The 21,828-nt window shown below is 65.3% G+C and carries 17 protein-coding genes and 1 pseudogene; 17 read left to right on the top strand and 1 reads right to left on the bottom strand.

Going from position 1 to position 21,828, the window contains the following annotated elements:
• Window positions 1-10: 10 nt before the first annotated feature.
• Window positions 11-2,857 (top strand): excinuclease ABC subunit UvrA, encoded by a 2,847-nt coding sequence (gene uvrA / locus BJF89_RS12800; protein WP_075815689.1) that lies wholly within the window; start codon window positions 11-13, stop codon window positions 2,855-2,857.
• On the opposite strand, the gene BJF89_RS12795 is transcribed toward uvrA, so the two are convergent.
• On the bottom strand, window positions 2,849-4,720 hold the full coding sequence (locus BJF89_RS12795; RefSeq protein ID WP_139312047.1) for a hypothetical protein: 1,872 nt from the start codon (window positions 4,718-4,720) through the stop codon (window positions 2,849-2,851). The genes uvrA and BJF89_RS12795 overlap by 9 nt on opposite strands.
• Before the next feature lie 284 nt (window positions 4,721-5,004).
• On the opposite strand from BJF89_RS12795, the gene infC reads away from it, so the two are divergent.
• The 16 genes and pseudogenes from infC to tyrS all read left to right on the top strand — a co-directional run bounded on the left by infC (window position 5,005) and on the right by tyrS (window position 21,357).
• Complete coding sequence (infC, locus tag BJF89_RS12790; RefSeq protein WP_075815431.1) at window positions 5,005-5,526, top strand: translation initiation factor IF-3; 522 nt, start codon at window positions 5,005-5,007, stop codon at window positions 5,524-5,526.
• A gap of 49 nt (window positions 5,527-5,575) precedes the next feature.
• On the top strand, window positions 5,576-5,770 hold the full coding sequence (gene rpmI, locus BJF89_RS12785) for a 50S ribosomal protein L35 (RefSeq protein ID WP_075815429.1): 195 nt from the start codon (window positions 5,576-5,578) through the stop codon (window positions 5,768-5,770).
• A 102-nt stretch (window positions 5,771-5,872) separates the two neighbouring features.
• Window positions 5,873-6,256 (top strand): 50S ribosomal protein L20, encoded by a 384-nt coding sequence (gene rplT, locus BJF89_RS12780; protein ID WP_075815427.1) that lies wholly within the window; start codon window positions 5,873-5,875, stop codon window positions 6,254-6,256.
• A gap of 130 nt (window positions 6,257-6,386) precedes the next feature.
• Complete coding sequence (locus BJF89_RS12775) at window positions 6,387-7,274, top strand: RNA methyltransferase (protein WP_083650779.1); 888 nt, start codon at window positions 6,387-6,389, stop codon at window positions 7,272-7,274.
• A gap of 131 nt (window positions 7,275-7,405) precedes the next feature.
• The gene (gene pheS / locus BJF89_RS12770) at window positions 7,406-8,428 is read left to right on the top strand and encodes a phenylalanine--tRNA ligase subunit alpha (protein ID WP_075815687.1); all 1,023 of its coding nucleotides are present in this window, start codon (window positions 7,406-7,408) and stop codon (window positions 8,426-8,428) included.
• A gap of 93 nt (window positions 8,429-8,521) precedes the next feature.
• Entirely contained in the window at window positions 8,522-11,086 is a 2,565-nt protein-coding gene (gene pheT / locus BJF89_RS12765; RefSeq protein ID WP_075815425.1) for a phenylalanine--tRNA ligase subunit beta, read from the top strand.
• Between the two features lie 103 nt (window positions 11,087-11,189).
• Window positions 11,190-12,203: an N-acetyl-gamma-glutamyl-phosphate reductase gene (argC, locus tag BJF89_RS12760; RefSeq protein ID WP_075815423.1), complete on the top strand. Its 1,014-nt coding sequence runs from the start codon at window positions 11,190-11,192 to the stop codon at window positions 12,201-12,203.
• A gap of 21 nt (window positions 12,204-12,224) precedes the next feature.
• Complete coding sequence (gene argJ, locus BJF89_RS12755; RefSeq protein WP_083650778.1) at window positions 12,225-13,493, top strand: bifunctional glutamate N-acetyltransferase/amino-acid acetyltransferase ArgJ; 1,269 nt, start codon at window positions 12,225-12,227, stop codon at window positions 13,491-13,493.
• A gap of 10 nt (window positions 13,494-13,503) precedes the next feature.
• On the top strand, window positions 13,504-14,439 hold the full coding sequence (argB, locus tag BJF89_RS12750; RefSeq protein ID WP_075815421.1) for an acetylglutamate kinase: 936 nt from the start codon (window positions 13,504-13,506) through the stop codon (window positions 14,437-14,439).
• Window positions 14,432-15,601 carry an acetylornithine transaminase gene (locus BJF89_RS12745; RefSeq protein ID WP_075815419.1) on the top strand — a complete coding sequence of 390 codons (1,170 nt, stop codon included), beginning with the start codon at window positions 14,432-14,434 and terminating at the stop codon, window positions 15,599-15,601. The genes argB and BJF89_RS12745 overlap by 8 nt, the downstream gene beginning before the upstream one ends.
• Window positions 15,598-16,496 (top strand): annotated as a pseudogene (gene argF / locus BJF89_RS12740) (ornithine carbamoyltransferase). The gene BJF89_RS12745 and the pseudogene argF overlap by 4 nt, the downstream one beginning before the upstream one ends.
• The gene (gene argR / locus BJF89_RS12735) at window positions 16,481-17,020 is read left to right on the top strand and encodes an arginine repressor (RefSeq protein WP_075815417.1); all 540 of its coding nucleotides are present in this window, start codon (window positions 16,481-16,483) and stop codon (window positions 17,018-17,020) included. Before argF ends, argR begins: the two are co-directional and overlap by 16 nt.
• A gap of 69 nt (window positions 17,021-17,089) precedes the next feature.
• A complete protein-coding gene (locus BJF89_RS12730) occupies window positions 17,090-18,289 on the top strand; it encodes an argininosuccinate synthase (protein ID WP_075815415.1) in 1,200 nt (399 codons plus the stop codon).
• A 36-nt stretch (window positions 18,290-18,325) separates the two neighbouring features.
• On the top strand, window positions 18,326-19,756 hold the full coding sequence (gene argH / locus BJF89_RS12725) for an argininosuccinate lyase (protein ID WP_075815685.1): 1,431 nt from the start codon (window positions 18,326-18,328) through the stop codon (window positions 19,754-19,756).
• Window positions 19,757-19,868: 112 nt separating this feature from the next.
• Entirely contained in the window at window positions 19,869-20,042 is a 174-nt protein-coding gene (locus BJF89_RS12720; RefSeq protein ID WP_075815413.1) for a Trm112 family protein, read from the top strand.
• 34 nt (window positions 20,043-20,076) lie between these two features.
• Window positions 20,077-21,357 carry a tyrosine--tRNA ligase gene (gene tyrS / locus BJF89_RS12715; protein WP_075815411.1) on the top strand — a complete coding sequence of 427 codons (1,281 nt, stop codon included), beginning with the start codon at window positions 20,077-20,079 and terminating at the stop codon, window positions 21,355-21,357.
• The last annotated feature ends 471 nt before the right edge of the window (window positions 21,358-21,828 follow it).

Genomic DNA, 21,828 nt, shown 5'->3' with positions numbered 1-21,828 from the left:
GGAGAACCGGGTGGCTGAGATCCTCACCGTGCGCGGAGCGCGGGAACACAATCTGCAGGGCGTGGACATTGACCTGCCGCGCGAGCAGATGATCGTCTTTACGGGGCTGTCCGGGTCGGGCAAGTCTTCGCTGGCCTTCGACACCATCTTCGCAGAGGGGCAGCGACGGTATGTGGAGTCGTTGTCCTCCTACGCGCGTCAGTTCCTCGGCCAGATGGACAAGCCGGATGTGGATCTCATCGAGGGCCTGTCTCCGGCTGTGTCCATCGACCAGAAGTCGACGAACCGGAACCCCCGGTCGACGGTGGGAACGATCACCGAAATCCACGACTACCTCCGTCTGCTGTTCGCACGCACAGGAGTGGCCCACTGTCCGGAATGCGGAGAACGTATCCAGGCGCAGACGCCCCAGCAGATCGTCGATCAGATCCTGGACATGGAGGAGGGGCTGAAGTTCCAGGTGCTCGCACCGGTCGTGCGGACCAGGAAGGGCGAGTTCGTCGACCTCTTCGAGGATCTGGCGTCGGACGGTTACTCGCGTGTGCTCGTCGACGGAGAGACCTACCGGCTCTCCGACCCTCCCACCCTGGAGAAGCAGGTCAAGCACGACATCGATGTGATCGTCGATCGTCTCCAGGTCAAGGCCTCCCAGAAACAACGGCTCACCGACTCGGTGGAAACTGCCCTGCGGCTCGCGGACGGTCGCGTCGTCATCGATTTCGTCAGCCTCGAGGACACCGACGACAACCGTTACCGTCGGTTCTCCGAACACATGGCCTGCCCGAACGGTCATCCGCTCGCCATCGACGAACTGGAACCCCGGAGCTTCTCCTTCAACAGTCCGTACGGGGCATGCCCGGTGTGCGACGGCCTCGGCACGCGCCTGGAGGTCGATGAGAAGCTGATCATCCCGGACGATGATGCACCGCTGCTGTCCGCCATCGCCCCCTGGGCATCCAGCCCGAACCACAAGTACTTCGACAAGCTTCTCGCCGCGTTGGCGGAGAATATCGGCATTGACCCGCGGACGCGGTGGTCTGAACTCACCAAGAAGGAACGGAAGGCCGTCCTCCACGGGCATCCCGAGGAGATCACCGTGCGTTACCGCAACCGTTACGGTCGGTCGCGTCAGTATTCGGCACCCTTCGAGGGCGTCATGCCCTACCTGCACCGCAAGATCGACCAGGCGGAAAGTGAACACCAGAAGGAACGTTATCTCGGGTATATGCGGGAAGTCCCGTGTGCCACCTGTGACGGGACCCGTCTACGGCCGGAGATCCGTATGGTCACGATCAGTTCGGAACTCGGTGAGAAGTCAATCGCGGATGTCTCGGACCTGAGTATCGAGGCTGCGAGCGACTTCCTGAACCGGTTGAGCCTGTCGAAGCGTGACGAGATGATCGCCGGCCGGGTGCTGAAGGAGATTCAGGCACGACTGACATTCCTCCTCGACGTGGGCCTGAACTACCTCAACCTTTCCCGTGCAGCGGCCACCCTGTCCGGTGGTGAGGCACAGCGTATCCGGTTGGCGACGCAGATCGGTTCCGGGCTTGCCGGGGTGCTCTACGTCCTCGATGAACCGTCGATCGGTCTGCACCAACGCGACAACAAGCGCCTCATCAGCACACTTCAGCATCTTCGGGACATCGGGAACACCCTGATCGTGGTGGAACATGACGAAGAGACCATCCGGACAGCCGACTGGCTGGTCGACATTGGCCCACGTGCAGGTGAGTACGGCGGGAAGATCGTCTATGAAGGCGAGCCAGACGGCATCGTCGACGCAGAGGAGTCGCTCACCGGGCAGTACCTGTCCGGGCGGAGGGTGCTCGCCGTCCCCGACAAACGACGTGGCGTGGACTCGTCGCGGTCCATCACGGTGCACGGGGCGACGGAGAACAACCTCAAGAACGTCACCGTCAGCTTTCCGCTGGGAGTGCTGACCTGTGTCACCGGCGTGTCGGGCTCGGGAAAGTCCAGTCTTGTCAACGGCATCCTGGCGCAGGTTCTCGCCAATGAGCTCAACGGTGCACGGCAGGTCCCGGGGCACCACAAGAAGGTCACCGGCCTTGATCAGCTCGACAAACTCGTTCGGGTGGACCAGAGCCCGATCGGTCGAACCCCCCGGTCCAACCCGGCGACCTACACCGGGGTCTTCGACAAGATCCGCACCCTCTTCGCCGAGACAACCGAGGCGAAGGTCCGTGGGTACAAGGCAGGCCGCTTCAGCTTCAACGTCAAGGGCGGCCGGTGCGAGGCCTGCCGCGGCGACGGGACGTTGAAGATCGAGATGAACTTCCTGCCGGACGTCTACGTCCCGTGTGAGGTGTGCAACGGCGCGCGGTACAACCGGGAGACCCTTGAGGTCCACTACAAGGGTAAGACGATCTCCGAAGTTCTGGACATGCCGATCAACGAGGCTGCAGAGTTCTTCGCCCCGATCACGTCGATCGCCCGCTACCTGGACACCCTCGTCGATGTCGGGCTCGGGTACCTGCGGCTCGGGCAGGCAGCGACGACACTGTCCGGTGGTGAGGCCCAACGAGTGAAGCTGGCCAGCGAGCTGCAGAAGCGTTCCAACGGGCGGACCGTCTACATCCTGGACGAGCCCACGACGGGTCTGCATTTCGAGGACATCCGGAAGTTGATGCTGGTCATCCAGGGTCTCGTGGACAAGGGCAACACTGTTCTCGTGATCGAGCACAACCTCGATGTGATCAAGGCCGCGGACTGGGTCGTCGACATGGGCCCCGAGGGGGGCTCGGGCGGCGGAACCGTCGTGGCGGAGGGAACGCCGGAGGACATCGCCGCGGTGGAGGCGTCCCACACCGGCTCATTCCTCACAGAGCTACTCTGACGTCGGAGCAGGCAGGTCCCGTCTGCGTTCGCGCAGAATGGCGGCGCCCAGGAGGATCGCCCCGCAGATGATGAAGACCGCAACCTGGATCAGGCCCGCCAGGGCCGACAGGTCATAGAACACCAGTTTCGCGGACGCCAGCAGGGCCAGTGCCAGCCCGGACGCTCCATTGTCCCGGACGAGCATCGTGACTCCGAGCCCCATCCATGTCACCGAGGTCACCAGGTGACCCGCCATGAATGCGACGTCCGAGTCACTCGCGGTCAGGAAGATCAGCGGAATCGCCGAGGTGACGACGACCAGCACGACCGCAGCGAGGATCAGTGAGATCTCTCTCGTGGCACCCGACCGCCGTGAGTATGCCAGTGCCAGTACACCGGGGGCAGCCGTGAGGATGAGAACGGGCCACATCAGGACAGGGGAACCGTCCGTGTCCACCCAGGCCGGTAGTGCCCGGGGCACGGCATAGGTGAGGGTCACGGCGAAAACGATCCACACCAGAGGGGCAGGTACCCGGTCCGACAACAGCAACAGTACCGTGGCTACCCCGATGAGCGCGATCATCCACCACAGTGACGCCGTGGCATACGGGTCGTCCTGACGGATCATCAGTACCAGGACGATCCCGGCGACGCCACAGCACAGTGCCGCGCGGAGCGCAGGGGAGCGTCCGGTGTGCTCTCCGTCGTCGTGACGAAGAGGCGTCCTCGACAGGACGGAACCCAGCGTCGCATATGCGACCGGGCCACCGGCGATGAGCAGGCACGCGGCAGTGGTGGCGGCGACGGGCAGCTGGCCGGAGCCGTCGGAGAGCAGGAGGACAACGGGGACGGTGGACACCGGAAGCCACCGTGACAGGGTGGACAGACCGGCTGACTGTGCCGGTGTGGACCATGCCAGGCAGGACATCGCGGCGACTCCGACGAGCGAACTGGCGGCGAGCGCGATCCGTTGGCCGTCGCCGTACAGGACGGCTGACCCGATAACGAAGACAGCGGCGGAGGACAGGGCGACTGCCCTCCACTCGCGGTGCCAGGTGGCCGCGGCACCGATGAGCGCGAGGACGATGAGTGCCAGGGCGTCGAATCGGGACGACGATGCGACCTGCAACAGGTGTATCACGGCCGGTGTCAGGAACCCTGTTCCGGCGAGTAGCAGGACCACCGCGAGGACCTGATGCGACCAGGACCAGGCTGTCAGCAGCCCGGCGGAAGCGATTCCGGCGACCAGGACGATCCCGAGTGCCGGGCTCATCCATTCGAGGCCGAACACCAGCACCCAGAGGTCGGTGAACATGCCGAGGACACCGACACTGATCAGTGCTGGTGCCGTGGGGCCGTCGGGACTGCGGTGGTGTACCGCGAAACTGCCGATGATCAGCAGCAGGCAGAGCACAGCGGCCCCGGACACCGCGCTCGCCGGCCCGAGCCACCCGCGGCTGAATGCCTGGACCGCGAGAAAAACCAGTCCGATGACGGTGATGACGGCGCCCAACACCGACACACCGATGGTGATCTTGTCCTTGTCCTCCAGAAACCGGGACACCGGTCCTGGAGATGTCGGCTCGGTCTCTCCTGCGAATACCTTCGTCCGCGGACCGGGCCCCGGTGGCGCGGGGAACGGTCGGGGCCCGGACGGCCGGGCCGTAGGCCACGTTTCGGGCCGGGCGGCATCGACGTCCTCGGTCGGTGCTTCAGCTTCCGTCGGTGCCGTATCCAGTCGGGCCAGCAGTTCCGTGGTGATCCTCACCGTCTCCCGGTGTGCCGTTTCGGAGCGTAGGAGTGCTGATTCGAGCTCGCGGCGCAGCACCTCGATGTCAGGCGGCCGACCCCCGGGTCCCTCGGACGTGTACATCCTGTTCATGAACTAAAACTACCAGGCAGGAGCGCTCGCACGCGGAGTTTGTGTGTCGGGCTGTCCGGTGCTAGTGTCGTGCGTACTACCGCCTGTCAACGATGTCAGGCTGCAAGTGGAGTCACTCCCACCTGAGACCGCCGCTCCGGCAGGGCTCGGGTCACTGGAACGGTCGCCCATCGCCACCCCGTGGAGGTCGGCGGCCGTCCGAGGTGCGGTACAGAAGTGCCGTCCGGGGGATAACACTCGCAGTACGCGGTACACGTTTCTACCACTGCTACTGAGGAGTTCTCATCAGCGCACAAGCTCGCATAAACGACCGGATTCGAGTTCCCGAGGTCCGACTCGTCGGTCCGGGTGGCGAACAGGTCGGTATCGTCCGTATCGACGATGCACGCAAGCTGGCCTATGACGCAGATCTCGACCTGGTCGAGGTTGCACCGAACGCCAAGCCGCCCGTGTGCAAGATCATGGATTTCGGCAAGTTCAAGTACGAACAGGACCAGAAGGCTCGCGAGGCTCGGAAGAACCAGCAGCAGACCGTGGTCAAGGAGCAGAAGTTCCGCCCCAAGATCAGCGACAACGACTACGAGACGAAGAAGTCCAACGTGGTCCGGTTCCTGGAGAAGGGGTCCAAGGTCAAGGTCACCATCATGTTCCGCGGACGAGAGCAGTCCCGTCCTGAGCTGGGCTTCAGGCTGCTCGAGCGGCTGGCTGAGGATGTGCGTGAGTTCGGCGTTGTTGAGACCCGTGCAAAGCAGGACGGTCGCAATATGACGATGGTGCTGGGACCTGTCCGCAAGGGCAAGAAGTAGTTCCCCGACCCCGGTCGGCACCTATCCACGAAGAAGTTAAGGATCCACGATGAAGCAGAAGACCCACAAGGGCACCGCCAAGCGCATCAAGGTCACCGGTTCCGGCAAGCTGCGCCGCGAGCAGGCCAACCGTCGCCACCTCCTGGAGGGCAAGCCCTCCAAGCGCACCCGTCGCCTCAAGGGCACCGAGGACGTTGCACCGGCGGACGTCAAGCGCGTCAAGCGTCTGCTGGGCAAGGCCTGAGCGCCTTCTCTCGTCTCGACTCGTAACCCGTAATTCCAGGAACTGCCGGGGAGACCGGTAGTTCCCGAAGATCAAGAAGCTAGAAGATAAGGACGTCCCACCATGGCACGTGTCAAGCGCTCAGTGAACGCGAAGAAGAAGCGCCGCGAGATTCTCAACGAGGCCTCCGGCTACCGTGGCCAGCGCTCCCGCCTGTACCGCAAGGCCAAGGAGCAGGTCCTCCACTCCAAGACCTACGCGTTCCGCGACCGTCGTGCCCGCAAGGGCGAGTTCCGCAAGCTGTGGATCCAGCGCATCAACGCTGCCGCCCGTGCGAACGACATCACCTACAACCGTCTGATCCAGGGTCTGCGTCTCGCAGGCATCGAGGTCGACCGGAAGAACCTGGCCGAGATCGCCGTCTCGGATCCGCAGGCCTTCACCGCCCTGGTTGAGGCAGCCAAGGCCGCCCTCCCGGCGGACGTCAACGCGCCGCTGTCCAACTAAGGTCACCGGCGTCCCACCGCGTCACTGCCCCCGTATGATCCACGGGCGGTCGGCGCGGTTTTCGCGTATCCGGACAGCGGAACAGCCTCCCCGGTGGGGAAGCTCCCTCGCCGCGCTAGAATCGTTGACCATGACTGAACTCCCGTCCGCACCATCCTCCGCACGGCCTCTGGCATCCGACTGGCGCACCTGGATGGGTGACGAACCTTTTACCGAACGGACACCGCGCATCGTCAACGCGGCGAAGCTGCACCGCGCCACGGCACGGAAGAAGGCCGGACGCTTCCTCGCCGAGGGGGCCAACGCCGTTTCTGCGGCGTTGCACTACGGGGACGTGGTCGAGGTCTACCTCACCGAGGAGGGCCTGGAGAGCATCGGTGCGCGGCTTGACCGGTTGACCGGTGAGGATCTCCGTGGGGTCCGCGTCCATCTGATCACCGACCGCGCGGCGTCAGCCCTGTCCGAGTCGGTGTCTCCCACGGGAATCTTCGCGCTCTGCCAGAGCCAGCTCGTTGACCTGTCGGAGGCGGTGCAGGGTGATCTGGTCGCCGTACCGGTGGAGACGGCCGAGCCGGGGAATGCCGGGGCGTTGATCCGTGTCGCCGACGCCACCGGCGCCGCCTCCGTCGTATTCGCCGGAGCGACGGTGGATCCCCAGGGGGGTAAGGCCGTACGGTCCTCGGCCGGGTCCCTGTTCCACCTCCCGGTCGCGCGCCACACCGGGGTCGCCGATGTCATCGACCTGCTCCACGACCGCGGCTACACCGTGCTGGCGACTGCCGGGGACGGGGACATCTCCCTTGACGCTGCCGCCGCGTCGCAGGACGGGGACGTCCCGTTGCTCGGACAGAAGATCGCCTGGCTGTTCGGTAACGAGGCCCATGGTCTCGGCGACTGGCAGGACCTGGCGGATGTCAGGGTGTCGGTTCCCATGGGGGGAAAGGCCGAGAGCCTGAACCTCGTGACCGCTGCGGCGATCTGCCTGTATGAGACGGCGCGCGTGGCGCGGGGTGCATGACGGTGTGATGCACGTCGTGCCCGACATCCCGGTGCGCGGGTGACATTGGTATCATCTTGAATCGACTCCAAAAGGGGATCGACCGGGACGACAATGAGTGCGAGGTGCGCTAGGTGGCTGACGACATCGACATGAGTGAAGCCGGACTGGAGGCTGCGGCGGACGCCGCAGTGCAGGCGTTCGCCGCCGCCGGGGACCTGGAGTCCCTGGCCGGGCTGCGTCGTGCCCACCTCGGTGACGACGCTCCCGTGCCGTCCGCACGTCGTAACCTCGGTTCCCTGCCGAAGGACCAGCGCAAGGATGCAGGCCGTCTCGTCAACCAGGCCCGCGGACGAATCGAGAAGGCGTACGCCTCGGCGAAGTCGGACCTCGAGGAGAAGCGGAACGCGGAAGTCCTGGCCGCGGAGCGTATCGATGTCACCCAGCCGACCGCGCGCGGCCAGCGGGGTGCCCAGCATCCGATCACGATCCTCTCCGAGCAGATCGCGGACATCTTCGTCGGAATGGGGTGGGAGATCGCCGAAGGGCCGGAAGTTGAGGCGGAGTACTTCAACTTCGACGCACTCAACTTCCTGCCGGACCACCCCGCGAGGACGCTGCAGGACACGTTCCATGTCGGGCCCGAAGGCTCGCGGCAGGTCCTGCGGACGCACACATCCCCCGTGCAGGTGCGGACGCTGCTCGAACGTGATGTCCCGGTCTACATCGCGTGCCCGGGACGTGTGTTCCGTACCGATGAGTTGGACGCGACACACACCCCCGTCTTCCACCAGGTCGAGGGACTGGCCGTGGACAAGGGCCTGACGATGGCCCACCTCAAGGGCACGTTGGACCACCTGGCACGCACCCTCTTCGGCGAGGATGCGGTCACACGGATCCGTCCGAACTTCTTCCCCTTCACCGAACCTTCGGCGGAAGTGGATGTCTGGTTCCCCAACAAGAAGGGCGGCGCCGGCTGGATCGAATGGGGTGGTTGCGGCATGGTCAATCCCAACGTGTTGACAGCTGTAGGCGTGGACCCCGAGGTCTACTCCGGCTTCGCCTTCGGCATGGGGATCGAGCGGACACTGCAGTTCCGCAACGGACTCCCCGACATGCGCGACATGGTGGAGGGCGACGTCCGCTTCACCGAGCCTTTCGGTATCCGCGGCTGAACCCGGCCGATACCCCGTCAGGCCCGGACCGCGCCCTACCGCGGCACCACCGGAACAACCCCGTAACAACCTAGAGGAACCGAGCACCCGTCAATGCTGATCTCACAGTCCTGGCTCACCCGCCTTCTCAAGACCTCCACCGCACCCTTCGCCGTCCCTGCTGAAGAGCTGGACGCCGGTTTCGTGCGCGTGGGATTCGAAACCGAGGGTTACGAGCAGATCGAAGCGACCACCGGTCCGCTGGTGTTCGGACGTGTCGAGCACATCGAGGAACTCGAGGGGTTCAAGAAGCCCATCCGTTACTGCGACGTGAATGTCGCGACGGCCAACGGTTCCGGCGACCTCCAGCACATCATCTGCGGCGCCCGGAACTTCCGTGAGGGCGACGTCGTCATCGTCTCCCTGCCCGGAGCCGTCCTGCCCGGTGGTTTCGAGATCAGCGCCCGCGAGACCTACGGCCGGACGTCCGAAGGCATGATGTGTTCCGCCGCCGAGCTGGGCCTGGCGAAGGTTCAGACCGCAGGCATCATCGCCATCCGTGGTGCCGAGGCAGACGACCCGCGCATCGTCATCGGCGAGGATGCACGCGACTTCCTCGGCCTCGACGACACCGTCTTCGACGTGAACATCACGCCGGACCGGGGCTACGCGCTGTCGGCCCGCGGGCTGGCCCGCGAGTTGGCCAGTTCCTTCTCCCTGACGTTCCGCGACCCGGCCGACGATCCTGCGGCGGCTGCCCTGCCGACCGATCTGCTCGCGGGTCTTCCCCACGGGACGGACCGTGGTGAGCTTCCGGAGATCACCGTCGACGAGGACACGAAGTGCACACGCTTCGGTATCCGTAAGGTCACCGGGATCACCGCTGACGCGGAGTCCCCGTACTGGCTGCAGCGCGAACTTCTGCTGTGCGGTCAGCGTCCGGTGAATGCGCCGACCGACGTCACTAACTACATCATGTTCCTGCTCGGGCAGCCGATGCATGCCTTCGACGCCGACAGCATCACCGGCGACCTCCACGTGCACCGGGCTCCCGAGGGGCAGAAGATCACCACCCTCGACGGCGTAGAGCGCACCCTGTCGGGGGAGGACGTGGTTATCTCGGACGACACCGGAATCCAGTCGATGGCCGGGGTCATGGGTGGGTCCACCTCCGAGATCTCCGACGCGACGACGAGCGTCTACTTCGAGGCGGCCCATTTCGACCAGATCACTGTCGCGCGGACGTCCCGGCGCCACCGCCTGTCCTCCGAATCATCACGTCGTTTCGAGCGGGGCACAGATCCCGCGGTGATCGAGGCGGCCCTCGACTTCGCCGTCGCCCTGCTCACCCGCATCGCCGGCGGTGAGGTGGAGAAGGGCGTCAGCCTGGTGGGGCAGGTCCCGGACATGCCGGTCATCGACATGCACACCTCCCGTCCCGGTAAGACGGCGGGAATGATCTATCCGACGGGCACGACAGTCTCCCGGTTGACCGAGGTGGGGTGTTCCGTACGGGAAACCGGTGAGCGCGACGCCAACGGGGCCAAGGCGATCGAGGTCACGCCTCCGACCTGGCGCCCGGACCTCACCATGCCGGCCGACCTGGTCGAGGAGGTGCTGCGTCTCGAGGGCCTCGACAAGATTCCGTCGATCGTTCCGACGGCCCCGGCCGGTCGTGGTCTCTCTCCGCGCCAGCGCATGCGTCGTTCAGTCGGTCATGCACTGGCCTGGAACGGTTATGTGGAGGTTCTCCCCAGTCCGTTTGTCCCCAACGACGTCTTCGACGTGTGGGGGCTCGACGCCGATGACCCCCGCCGACAGGCCGTGCGGGTTCTCAACCCCCTCGAGAGCGACGTCGCGACCATCGGTACCAGCCTGCTGTCGTCGATGATCGATTCGCTGCGCCGTAATATCGCCCGGGGACAGCACGACGTCGCACTGTACGGAGTGGAACAGGTTACCCGCCCGACCGCGGAGTCGGGAACGTCGCCGATGCCGTCGGTGGCTGCCAGGCCCTCCGTGGACGAGATCTCCAGCCTCCTGTCCTCACTGCCGGAGCAGCCCCTGACCGTCTCCGTGATCGCAGCAGGTAACCGGATCCTCGACGGCACCTGGGGCGATGCCGTAGCTTTCGAAGCCAGTGACGTGCTGGACGCGGCACAGACCATCGCCCGTGCCGTGGGCGTCGAGATCAGCCTGCGAAACGCCGAGTACCTGCCGTGGCACCCCGGGCGATGTGCGGAGATCCTCGTCGACGGCACCGTTGTCGGCCACGCCGGTGAGCTGCATCCCCAGGTCTGTGAGCGTGCGGACCTCCCGAAACGGACCGTGGCGCTCGAGATGAACCTTGACGCCTTGCCACTGGCCGAGTCCTTCCCCCGTCCGGTGATCTCACCGTTCCCCGCTGTCAACCAGGACGTCGCCGTCGTCGTGGACGAGACGATGCCGGTCGCCGAGGTCCAGGCGGCGCTGGAATACGGTGCCGGTGACCTGCTTGAGCATATCCGTCTCTTCGACGTCTACCACTCGGACGCCCTCGGAGAGGGGAAGCGATCGCTGACCTTTACGCTCAGGTTCCGCGCCCCTGACCGCACGCTCACCGAGGATGAGGCGTCGGAGGCCCGCGAGTTGGCGGTGTCGACTGCTGCGGAGAAGGTCGGCGCCACGCTGCGGGGCTGACGGACGGGGTGCCGGGGCTGGGCGGGGACGGCCACCACCGATGCATAAAAATCGAGAATCTGCATAACTTGCGTCGAGTCGTTTCTCGTTGCATACTTGCACAATGATTTCCATTGCAGTGGCAGGCGCCAGCGGATACGCGGGAGGGGAAGCGCTCCGTCTTCTTCTCAACCACCCGGGTCACGGCCGGGACTTCGAGATAGGCGCCCTCACCGGTGCTTCCAATGCCGGCCAGCGATTCGGCAGCCTGGTCCCCAGCCTCCCGCAACTGGCGGACCGTGTCGTCGAGGCGACCACGGAGGATATCCTGTCGAAGCATGATGCGGCGGTCCTCGCATTGCCGCACGGCGTGTCGTCTTCACTGGATCTCGGCGACACCGTCGTCCTGGACTGCGGCGCCGACCGACGCCTCTCCTCCGCGGCGGACTGGGACGCCTATTACGGAGGGACGTATCCGGGGAGCTGGCCGTACGGTATACCCGAGCTGCCGGGAAACCGTCCGACGATTGCCTCGGCACGCGGCGTGGCGGTCCCCGGGTGTTTCCCGACAGGTGCCACCCTCGCCCTGCTGCCCGGCATGAGCGCCGGGCTGATGAGTCCTGACGTCTCCGTGGTGTCGGTCACCGGTGTCACAGGGGCGGGCAAGAAGCCTGCTGTCGAGCTTCTCGGCGGCGAGACGATGGGCAACCTCCGCGCCTACAAGGTCGGCACACACCGGCACACCCCGGAGATCGCACAGAACATCAGGAGGGTTCTTCCCTCCGGCGGCGATGCACGCGTGACCTTCACCCCCGTCCTTGCCCCGCTCGGACGAGGCATACTCACCACCGTGACCGCGCAGGCGCAGGGAACTGCTGCCGAACTCCGGTCCGCATACGAGGATTTCTGCGCCGACGAGCCGTTCCTGCATCTCCTCCCCGAGGGCGAGCAGCCCGAGGTCAAGAGTGTGGTCGGAACCAACATGGCGCATCTCCAGGTCACTGTGACCGACGGAGTCGTCGTGGCCACCAGTGCGATCGACAACCTGACCAAAGGCACCGCCGGAGCAGCCGTGCAGTGCCTGAACCTGATCCAGGGCTGGGACGAGACCGCAGGTCTCCCGATGGCCGGACTCTGACAGAACGAGGACAACACCACCATGAGCGAAGACTTCGACCCGAATGATTCCGCCACTTTTCCGGACCGGTTGACCGACGGACGGGACACCGAGGACGCCGACGCGGTCAAGAACACGACCCGGGCTCTCGGCGTGACCGCGGCCGCCGGATTCCGGGCAGCGGCGACCACTGCAGGGATCAAACCGTCGGGCAAACCGGACATGGCCCTCGTGGTCAACGACGGCCCCGACTACACGGCTGCCGCCGTGTTCACCCGCAACCGCGTCGTCGCCTCACCGGTGAAACTCACCCGCGCCAACAACGACGGGACTTTCCATGCGGTGATCCTGAACGCCGGGAACGCCAACGCCTGCAACGGTGAACAGGGCGACCGTGACGCGGAGACGACGGTGCATGCCGTCGCAGAGAAGCTCGGGGTCGAGCCCTCAGAGGTGGCGGTGTGCTCGACCGGTCTGATCGGGGACACCCTGCCCATGGACAAGGTCCTCAGCGGAGTCGAGACACTGACCACAGAAATCGGGCGACCCGACGCGGTGTCCCCGGAATCCGGCACCGCGGCCGCCGAAGCCATCATGACGACTGACCTGGTCAGTAAACAGGCCGTCTACCACGGCGACGGCTGGTCCCTCGGCGGTATGGGCAAGGGGGTGGGCATGATGGCTCCGTCACTCGCCACGATGCTGGTCGTACTCACCACCGACGCACATGTGGAGGATCCCGCGCCGGCACTCAAGGCATCCACCGAGGTCACCTTCGACTGCGTCGACATCGACGGATCCACCTCCACCAACGACACCGTGATCCTCATGGCCAACGGTGCTTCGGGAGTGACCCCGTCGGAGGAGGAGTTCCGCACCGCGGTGCACAGCGTCTGCATGGATCTCGCCAAGCAACTCCAGGCGGATGCGGAAGGTGTGACCAAACGGGTGTCGATCACCGTCACCGGCACCGACTCCGATGCCGAGGCGAAGGTCGCGGCACGCGTCCTCGGGCGCGACAGCCTGTTCAAGTGCGCGATGTTCGGCTCCGACCCCAACTGGGGACGGACGCTCGCGGCGGTGGGCATGGCGCCCGTGGCCATGGAGCCTGACCGGATTTCAGTCAGCTTCAACGGCCGGCCCGTCTGCATCGACGCCACCGGTGCACCCGGCGCCCGCGACGTCGACCTCTCCGGCCCCGACATCGACGTGCTCGTGGACCTCGGCACCGGGGGAGAGGGCACGGCCACGGTCTGGACCACCGATCTCTCGCACGACTACGTCCACATCAACTCCGCCTACAGCTCATAGAGGAGCCGTCATGACCGAGCCCGACCCCGAGAAGGTCGTCTACCGCGGTGCCACCGACCTCGATCCTGCCACCAGGGCGAACGTCCTCGCCGAGGCCTTGCCGTGGCTGCTGCACTACCGTGACAAGATCGTCGTCGTGAAGTACGGCGGCAACGCCATGATCGACGAGGAACTCAAAGCCGCCTTCGCCGCCGACATGGCCTTCCTGCGGACGGTGGGCGCTCACCCGATCGTCGTCCACGGGGGCGGGCCGCAGATCACCGAGATGCTCAACAAGGTCGATCTGCCGGGGGAGTTCGTCGGTGGATTCCGCGTGACCACCCCGGAAACCATGGAGTACGTGCGGATGGTGCTGTTCGGCAAGGTCGGACGCGAGCTGGTGAACCTCATCAACCAGCACGGCCCCTTCGCCGTCGGCACCTCAGGTGAGGACGCCGGACTGTTCACCGCGGTCAAGCGCACGGCAACGGTGGATGGCGTGGAGGTCGACCTCGGTCGGGTCGGCGACATCGCACACGTCAACGCCAGCGTCCTCATGGACCTCATCGACGCCGGCCGGATCCCGGTCGTGGCACCCTTCGCGCCCGACGAAGACGGCAACGTCTACAACATCAACGCCGACACCGCGGCCGGTGCCCTGGCCGCCGCGGTCGGTGCCGAGCGCCTGGTGGTGTTGACCAATGTCGAAGGGCTCTACACCGACTGGCCGGACAAGAGCTCACTGGTCTCCAGGATCGCGCCGGACGAACTGGACAAGATCCTTCCCGACCTGGACGCCGGAATGATCCCGAAGATGGAGGCGTGCCTCAGTGCGGTGCGCACCGGGGTCTCCGCGGCCCACGTCATCGACGGACGCGAACGACACTCCGTGATCCTCGAGCTCATGACCGAGGGCGGTATCGGCACGATGATCGCCCGTGACGACTGGGAGTCTCCCCATGCATGACACTGACTGGCAGGGACGGTGGGAATCCGCCGTCATGCCGACCTACGGTACGCCGGCCGTGGAACTGGTCTCCGGTTCCGGTGCACGCGTCACCGACTCGGAGGGCCGTGAGTACATCGACCTGCTGGCGGGGATCGCCGTCAACGCGCTCGGCCACGGCCATCCTGCCCTGGTTGACGCTGTCACACGGCAGGTCGCCACCCTCGGCCACACCTCGAACATCCACGCCCACCCGCGGGTCATCGAACTCGCCGGCAAGCTCCAGGACCTGATCGGTCCTGAAGCTCAGGTGTTCTTCTCCAATTCGGGCGCCGAAGCCAATGAGGCTGCGTTCAAGATCACCCGCTTGACCGGCCGCGGCCGCGTTCTGGCCGCGGAGCACGGTTTCCACGGCCGTACCATGGGGTCGCTCGCGCTAACCGGGCAACCGGACAAACGGGCCCCGTTCGAACCCCTTCCCGACGGGGTGGAGTTCTACCCCTACGGGGACATCGACGCATTGCGCGCACTCGTCGAGAAGGACGGTCGCGCCGGCGACACCGCTGCGATCTTCCTGGAGTCGATCCAGGGCGAGACAGGAGTCGTTCCCGCACCCGAGGGCTTCCTCACCGACGTCCGCGCGCTGTGCGACGAGTACGGGATCCTCATGGTCGTCGATGAGGTCCAGGCAGGGATGGGACGTACCGGCAGGTGGTTCGGCTACCAGGTGGAGGACGTCACTCCGGACGTGGTCACCCTGGCCAAGGGCCTCGGCGGCGGCCTGCCGATCGGTGCCTGTGTCGCCGTCACCCCGGGCGCACAACTGCTGTCGAAGGGACAGCACGGATCGACGTTCGGCGGTAACCCTGTTGCGTGCGCCGCAGGCTGTGCCGTCATCGACACCATCCGTGCGGAGGACCTGCTCAGTCACGTCGTCGACATGGAAAAACTGGTCCGCGCAGAACTCGAGCCGGTGGCAGCGGTCTCACACATCCGTGGACGGGGCCTGATGCTCGGCGTTGTGCTGCATGAACCACATCCCGGTCTCGCCGACGATGCGCGTACCGCCGGCCTGCTGGTCAATCAACCGTCGCCGGACGTCCTGCGGCTCGTCCCTCCGCTGACCGTCACGGACACCGACGTCCGTGAATCCCTCGCAACACTCAAGGAGCTGCTGTCATGACCCGTCACTTCCTCGCGGACGATGCCGTCTCCGTCGCTGAACAGGCCGAGATTCTCGACCTCGGCATGGAGATGGTCCAGGACCCCTACCGGACCAGTCTGAGGAATAAGTCCGTCGCCGTCCTGTTCGACAAGACTCCACGCGTACCCGGTTCTCTTTCGACGTCGGGATCAACCAGCTGGGTGGACACCCGATCGTCGTGGACTCCGGAAAGTCCCAGATGGGTAAGAAGGAGTCCTACCAGGACACCGGTGCCGTGCTCTCCCGGTTCGTCGACGCCGTCGTCTGGCGGACCGGGGCGCACCAGAATCTCCATGACATGGCGGAAACCGCGACCGTGCCGATCATCAACGCCCTGTGCGACGACTTCCACCCGTGCCAGATTCTCGCCGACCTGCTGACGATCCGACAGCACAAGGGTGGCCTGAAGGGGCTCAAGGCCGTGTACCTCGGCGACGGAGCCAACAACATGGCCAACTCCTACATGCTCGGGTTCGCGACGGCGGGGGTGGACATCACCATCGCCGCACCTGCAGGATTCCAGCCCGAACAGCGGTTCATCGACCGTGCCAGGCTCCGCGCGGACGAGACAGGCGCGCAGCTGACGGTCACCGACGTGCCGGACGTGACCGGGGCCGATGTCGTCATCACCGACACCTGGGTCTCGATGGGCATGGACGAGGACCGCGACACTGAGGCGCTGGTGCCCTTCCAGGTCAACGAGGACCTCATGGCCACCGCAGACGAGGACGCGGTGTTCATGCACTGCCTGCCCGCCTACCGCGGCTACGAGGTCACCGCTGGTGTCATCGACGGGGCGCAGTCGATCGTCTTCGACGAGGCGGAGAACCGTCTCCACGCACAGAAGGCCCTGATGGAATGGCTGCTGCGATAAACCAACCGTCACCCCTGACACGGTCGGCCAGGCAGGGACTGATCTCCAGGCTCGTCGACACCCACAGGGTCGCCAGCCAACGTCAGCTCCAGGACCTGCTCGCCGCCGAGGGGGTGGACATCACCCAGGCGACCCTGTCCCGCGATCTTGTCGATCTCGGTGCACGGAAGGTGCGGGCTGACGGGCAGTCGTTCTACAGCCTCGGAGCCACGGACACCGATCTCTCGGCGGACGGACCGGCGCGGCTGCGCCGTATCCTGGTCGAGCTGCTGGTCGGGACGGACCACTCAGGCAACACCGCTGTACTGCGCACCCCGCCGGGTGCGGCGCAGTACCTGGCAAGCGTCATCGACAGGTCCGACCTCCCCGAGGTCGTCGCGACCATCGCCGGCGACGACACCGTGTTCGTCCTGGCCCGCGACCCCGTCGACGGGCGGGCACTGGCTGAACACCTGTACGAGATCTCGGTGTCGCCGGTACCGTCCGTGCACGGTGAGCCCGCACCACCAGATACACTCAGCTGAGAAGCCGGGACACAATGTCACTGTTACACCCGCTCAATCCCCCTCTATCCGAAAGGACTGACGAACACCATGACTGACCGCGTCGTACTCGCCTATTCCGGAGGCCTCGACACCACTGTCGCCATCCCGTACCTCAAGCAGATGACCGGCGGTGACGTCGTCGCGGTGTCCATCGACCTCGGACAGGGCGGCGAGGACATGGAGTCCGTCCGCCAGCGCGCCATCGGCGCCGGTGCCGTCGAGTCGATCATCGTCGACGCGCGTGACGAGTTCGCCGAGGAGTACTGCCTGCCGACCATCAAAGCCAATGCGATGTACATGAAGCAGTACCCGATGGTCTCGGCGATCTCGCGTCCGCTCATCGTCAAGCACCTGGTCGAAGCTGCGCAGCAGCACGGTGGCACGCATGTGGCCCACGGTTGCACCGGCAAGGGCAACGACCAGGTCCGTTTCGAGGTCGGATTCATGGACACGGACCCGTCCCTCAAGATCATCGCTCCGGCCCGTGACTTCGCGTGGACCCGTGACAAGGCGATCGCCTTCGCCGAGGAGAACAACGTCCCGATCGAGCAGTCGGCGTCGTCACCGTTCTCGATCGACCAGAACGTGTGGGGCCGCGCAGTCGAGACCGGGTTCCTCGAGGACCTGTGGAACCCGCCGACGAAGGACCTGTACGCCTACACCGAGGAGCCGTCCCTGGGACAGGCTCCGGATGAACTGACCATCTCCTTCAAGTCCGGCAAGCCGGTCGCCATCGACGGACGCGAGGTGACCGTGCTCGAGGCGATCGAGGAACTGAACCGCCGTGCCGGTGCCCAGGGTGTGGGCCGTCTCGACATGGTGGAGGACCGTCTCATCGGCATCAAGTCACGCGAGGTGTACGAGGCCCCGGGCGCACTGACCCTGATCCGCGCCCATGAGGCACTCGAGGACGTGACCATCGAGCGCGAGCTCGCCCGGTACAAGCGTGGAATCGACGCCGAGTGGTCCAACCAGGTGTACGACGGGCTGTGGTTCTCCCCGTTGAAGCGGTCCCTCGACGCCTTCATCGAGTCCACCCAGGAGCACGTGACCGGCGACATCCGTCTGGTCCTCCACAACGGTTCGATCGTGGTCAACGGGCGTCGTTCCGACGAGTCCCTCTACGACTTCAACCTTGCGACCTACGACACCGGTGACACCTTCGACCAGACGATGTCCAAGGGGTTCGTCGAACTCCACGGTCTGTCCTCGAAGATCGCCAACAAGCGCGATCGCGGCGGAAAGTAGTCCCGTATGACGACCGACAACCCTGCACAGAACCCGATCGAGCACCACGGCACCAATGAAGGCGCGCTGTGGGGCGGCCGCTTCGCCGGCGGTCCGACCGAGGCCATGGCGGCGCTCAGCAAGTCGACCCACTTCGACTGGGTGCTCGCCCCGTATGACGTGCTGGCGTCGAAGGCCCACGCCAGGGTCCTGCACCGCGCGGGACTGCTCTCCGACGACGATCTGGCGACGATGCTCGACGGTCTGACCCGGTTGGGCGAGGACGTCGCGTCCGGAGCTTTCGGTCCGGACGCCGGGGACGAGGACGTCCACGGTGCGATGGAACGCGGGTTGATCGATCGCGTCGGGCCGGAGGTCGGTGGACGACTGCGGGCCGGACGTTCACGCAACGACCAGGTCGCCACGCTGTTCCGGATGTGGGTCCGGGACGCCGTCCGTGAGACCGCTGAGGGGGTGCTCGACGTCGTCGACGCCCTCGTCGCACAGTCGGAGGCGCACCCGGACGTCGTCATGCCGGGGAAGACCCACTTCCAGGCGGCGCAGCCCGTCCTGTTGGGTCATCAGTTGCTGGCACACGCCCAGCCGTTGTTGAGGGATGTGGCCCGGTTCCGGGACCTCGACAAGCGTCTGGCGGTGTCCCCGTACGGTTCCGGGGCGCTGGCCGGCTCGTCGTTGGCGCTGGACCCTGAAGCGATCGCCGCGGAACTCGGTTTCGACTCGGCCGCCGACAACTCCATCGACGCCACGAGCTCGCGGGATTTCGCCTCAGAGACGTCTTTCGTCCTTGCGCAGGTCGCCGTGGATCTCTCTCGGCTGGCCGAGGAGGTCATCGCATGGTCAACGCCGGAGTTCGGGTACGTCACTCTCGCAGACGAGTGGTCGACGGGCTCGTCGATCATGCCGCAGAAGAAGAATCCGGACGTCGCCGAGCTGATGCGTGGCAAGACCGGTCGACTCATCGGTAACCACACCGGTCTCCTGGCGACGCTGAAGGCACTGCCGTTGGCCTACAACCGCGATCTCCAGGAGGACAAGGAACCCATCGTCGACTCCGTCGCTCAGTTGCGGCTGCTGCTGCCCGCGATGGCTGGACTGGTGGGCACTCTGACCTTCCACCCGGAACGGCTGCGCGAACTGGCTCCGGCCGGGTTCACGCTGGCGACCGACCTGGCAGAGTGGATGGTCCGCCAGGGTGTCCCGTTCCGCGACGCGCATGAGGCCTCGGGACAGTGTGTGAGGATCGCCGAAAGCAGGGGAGTGGACCTTGTTTCGCTCACGGACGACGAACTTGCCGGGGTGCATCCGGTACTCACCGCTGATGTGCGTGAGGTTCTCACGGTCGATGGTGCTGTCGCCTCACGCTCGACACGGGGTGGTACCGCCGGCGTGAGGGTGGCAGAGCAGCTCAGCCGTGTTGCCGACGCCGTCGCTGACGCGAGGCAATGGGCTGCCGCATCCCTGCGCTGAGTCCGGACCTGGCTGGGCCGGGACCGTCGCCGGCCTCGGTGCAGCGCACCGGAGGTCCGGGTTCCGGGCCCCTTGCTGACGACGGTGCCGACATGGGGATAGACTGACCCGCATGATCGATCCCCGACTTCTCGAGATCCTCGTCTGCCCCCAGGACAAACAACCCCTGGAGGTCCACGGGGAGTATCTGGTCAATCCGCGGCTGAACGTCGCCTATCCGGTGCAGGACGGTATCCCCGTCCTGCTTGCCGACGAAGCTGTCAGCTGGCCGCTGACCACGAACTGAACCCCATCCGAGAAGTACAGAAGGACCATCAGGAATGACCGAGCAGAGTAATGTCCTCGACGACCTGCAATGGCGTGGGCTCATCGCGCAGTCCACTGACCTGGACGCGCTGCGCGAGGAACTCTCCACACCGACGACGGCGTACGTCGGATTCGACCCGACAGGCCCGTCGCTTCACGCGGGCCACCTAGTCCCCCTCCTCATGCTGGCCCGGCTCCAGCGTGCGGGGCACACTCCCATCGTCATGGCAGGCGGCGCCACGGGCATGATCGGTGACCCCCGTGACGTGGGGGAGCGGACCATGCTCACCGTCGAGGAGGTGGAGGCGAACGTCGGGCGCATCAAGAAGCAGCTCGCACGTTTCGTCTCCTTCGAGGGAGAGAACGCGGCGATTCCGGCGAACAACATCGACTGGACCGCAAAGCTGTCGGCCATCGACTTCCTGCGCGATATCGGCAAGAACTTCGGGTTGAACACGATGCTCGCCCGTGACACCGTGAAGCGTCGCCTGGAGACTGACGGAATGTCCTACACGGAGTTCTCGTACATGCTTCTCCAGGCCAATGACTTCGTCGAGCTGCGCCGTACCCACGACTGCAGACTGCAGATCGGAGGGTCGGACCAGTGGGGCAACATCGTCTCGGGTGTCGACCTGAACCGTCGGGTCGACGGTGAAACGGTCCATGGCCTGACCGTGCCCCTGGTGACGGACTCAGAGGGCAGGAAGTTCGGCAAGTCGACCGGTGGCGGCAAGCTCTGGCTCGATCCGGAGATGACGAGCCCCTACAGCTGGTACCAGTACTTCCTCAATGCCGCCGACGCCGACGTCATCCGTTACCTGCGGTGGTTCACTTTCCTGGGACAGGACGAGCTCGACCGGTTGGCTCTTGAAGTCGCCGAGCGACCGTTCAAGCGTGAAGCCCAGCGCACGCTCGCCCGGGAGATGACTGAACTCGTACACGGTGCAGAGGCGGTTGAGAAGGTGGAGAAGGCAGCGGAGGCCCTCTTCGGTAAGGCCGAACTGGCGGAGCTCGACGAAATGACGTTGTCCGGGGCACTGTCGGAGACCGACTGTGCGGAGGTTTCCCCGGGTACGAGTGTCGTTGACCTGTTTCTCGCCACTGGTCTGGAGAAGTCGAAGGGCGCTGTGCGTCGGACGATCGGTGAAGGTGGTGCCTACGTCAACAACGTCCGGGTCACTGATGCGGAATGGGTACCGGGGAAGGCTGAGCTCCTTGCCGGCGACTGGCTGGTGCTGCGGAAAGGTAAGAAGCATTTCGCCGGAGTCCGGCTTGTCGGCGCGCAGCAGGAGTAGTCGGATCTGCTGACCACAACGGCACGTGCGGCTGCGCCGCCACCTGGCACCAGGTGGCGGCGCAGCCGTTTTCTGTCCCTCATCACCGTGCGCCGGACGCAGAGCTCCACCAGGAATGTCGTCGATCTCCCGGATACATCCGCTGACCTGGAGGTTTGTGGGTGTGGTGGGGGTGTGTGTAGATTGATGCGAGTCAGCGAGACGCCGGGATGATGTTCTGGTGGTTGCGACGGCAGGGTTGGCCGTGATCGGTTGTTAACCTTCGGGTTGCTTTCCGGTAATCTGGTGGTGTACCTTGTGAATCAGCCGCAGTGGCTTCCCCCTTGTTTTTTGGTGGGTGTTGTTGTGTGCGTGTGTTGTTTGAGAACTCAATAGCGTAACAAACCAAGTATTTTTTGTCGCACCGGTTGTGTGGCGCGGTGGTTTGGGATGGTACCGGCAAGCGTGATTGCTTGTTAAATATTGTTCTTT

It is taken from the genome of Corynebacterium sp. CNJ-954 (assembly GCF_001942345.1).
In the GTDB taxonomy this organism is placed as follows: domain Bacteria; phylum Actinomycetota; class Actinomycetes; order Mycobacteriales; family Mycobacteriaceae; genus Corynebacterium.
This window is presented reverse-complemented; position numbering and strand designations above follow the sequence as displayed.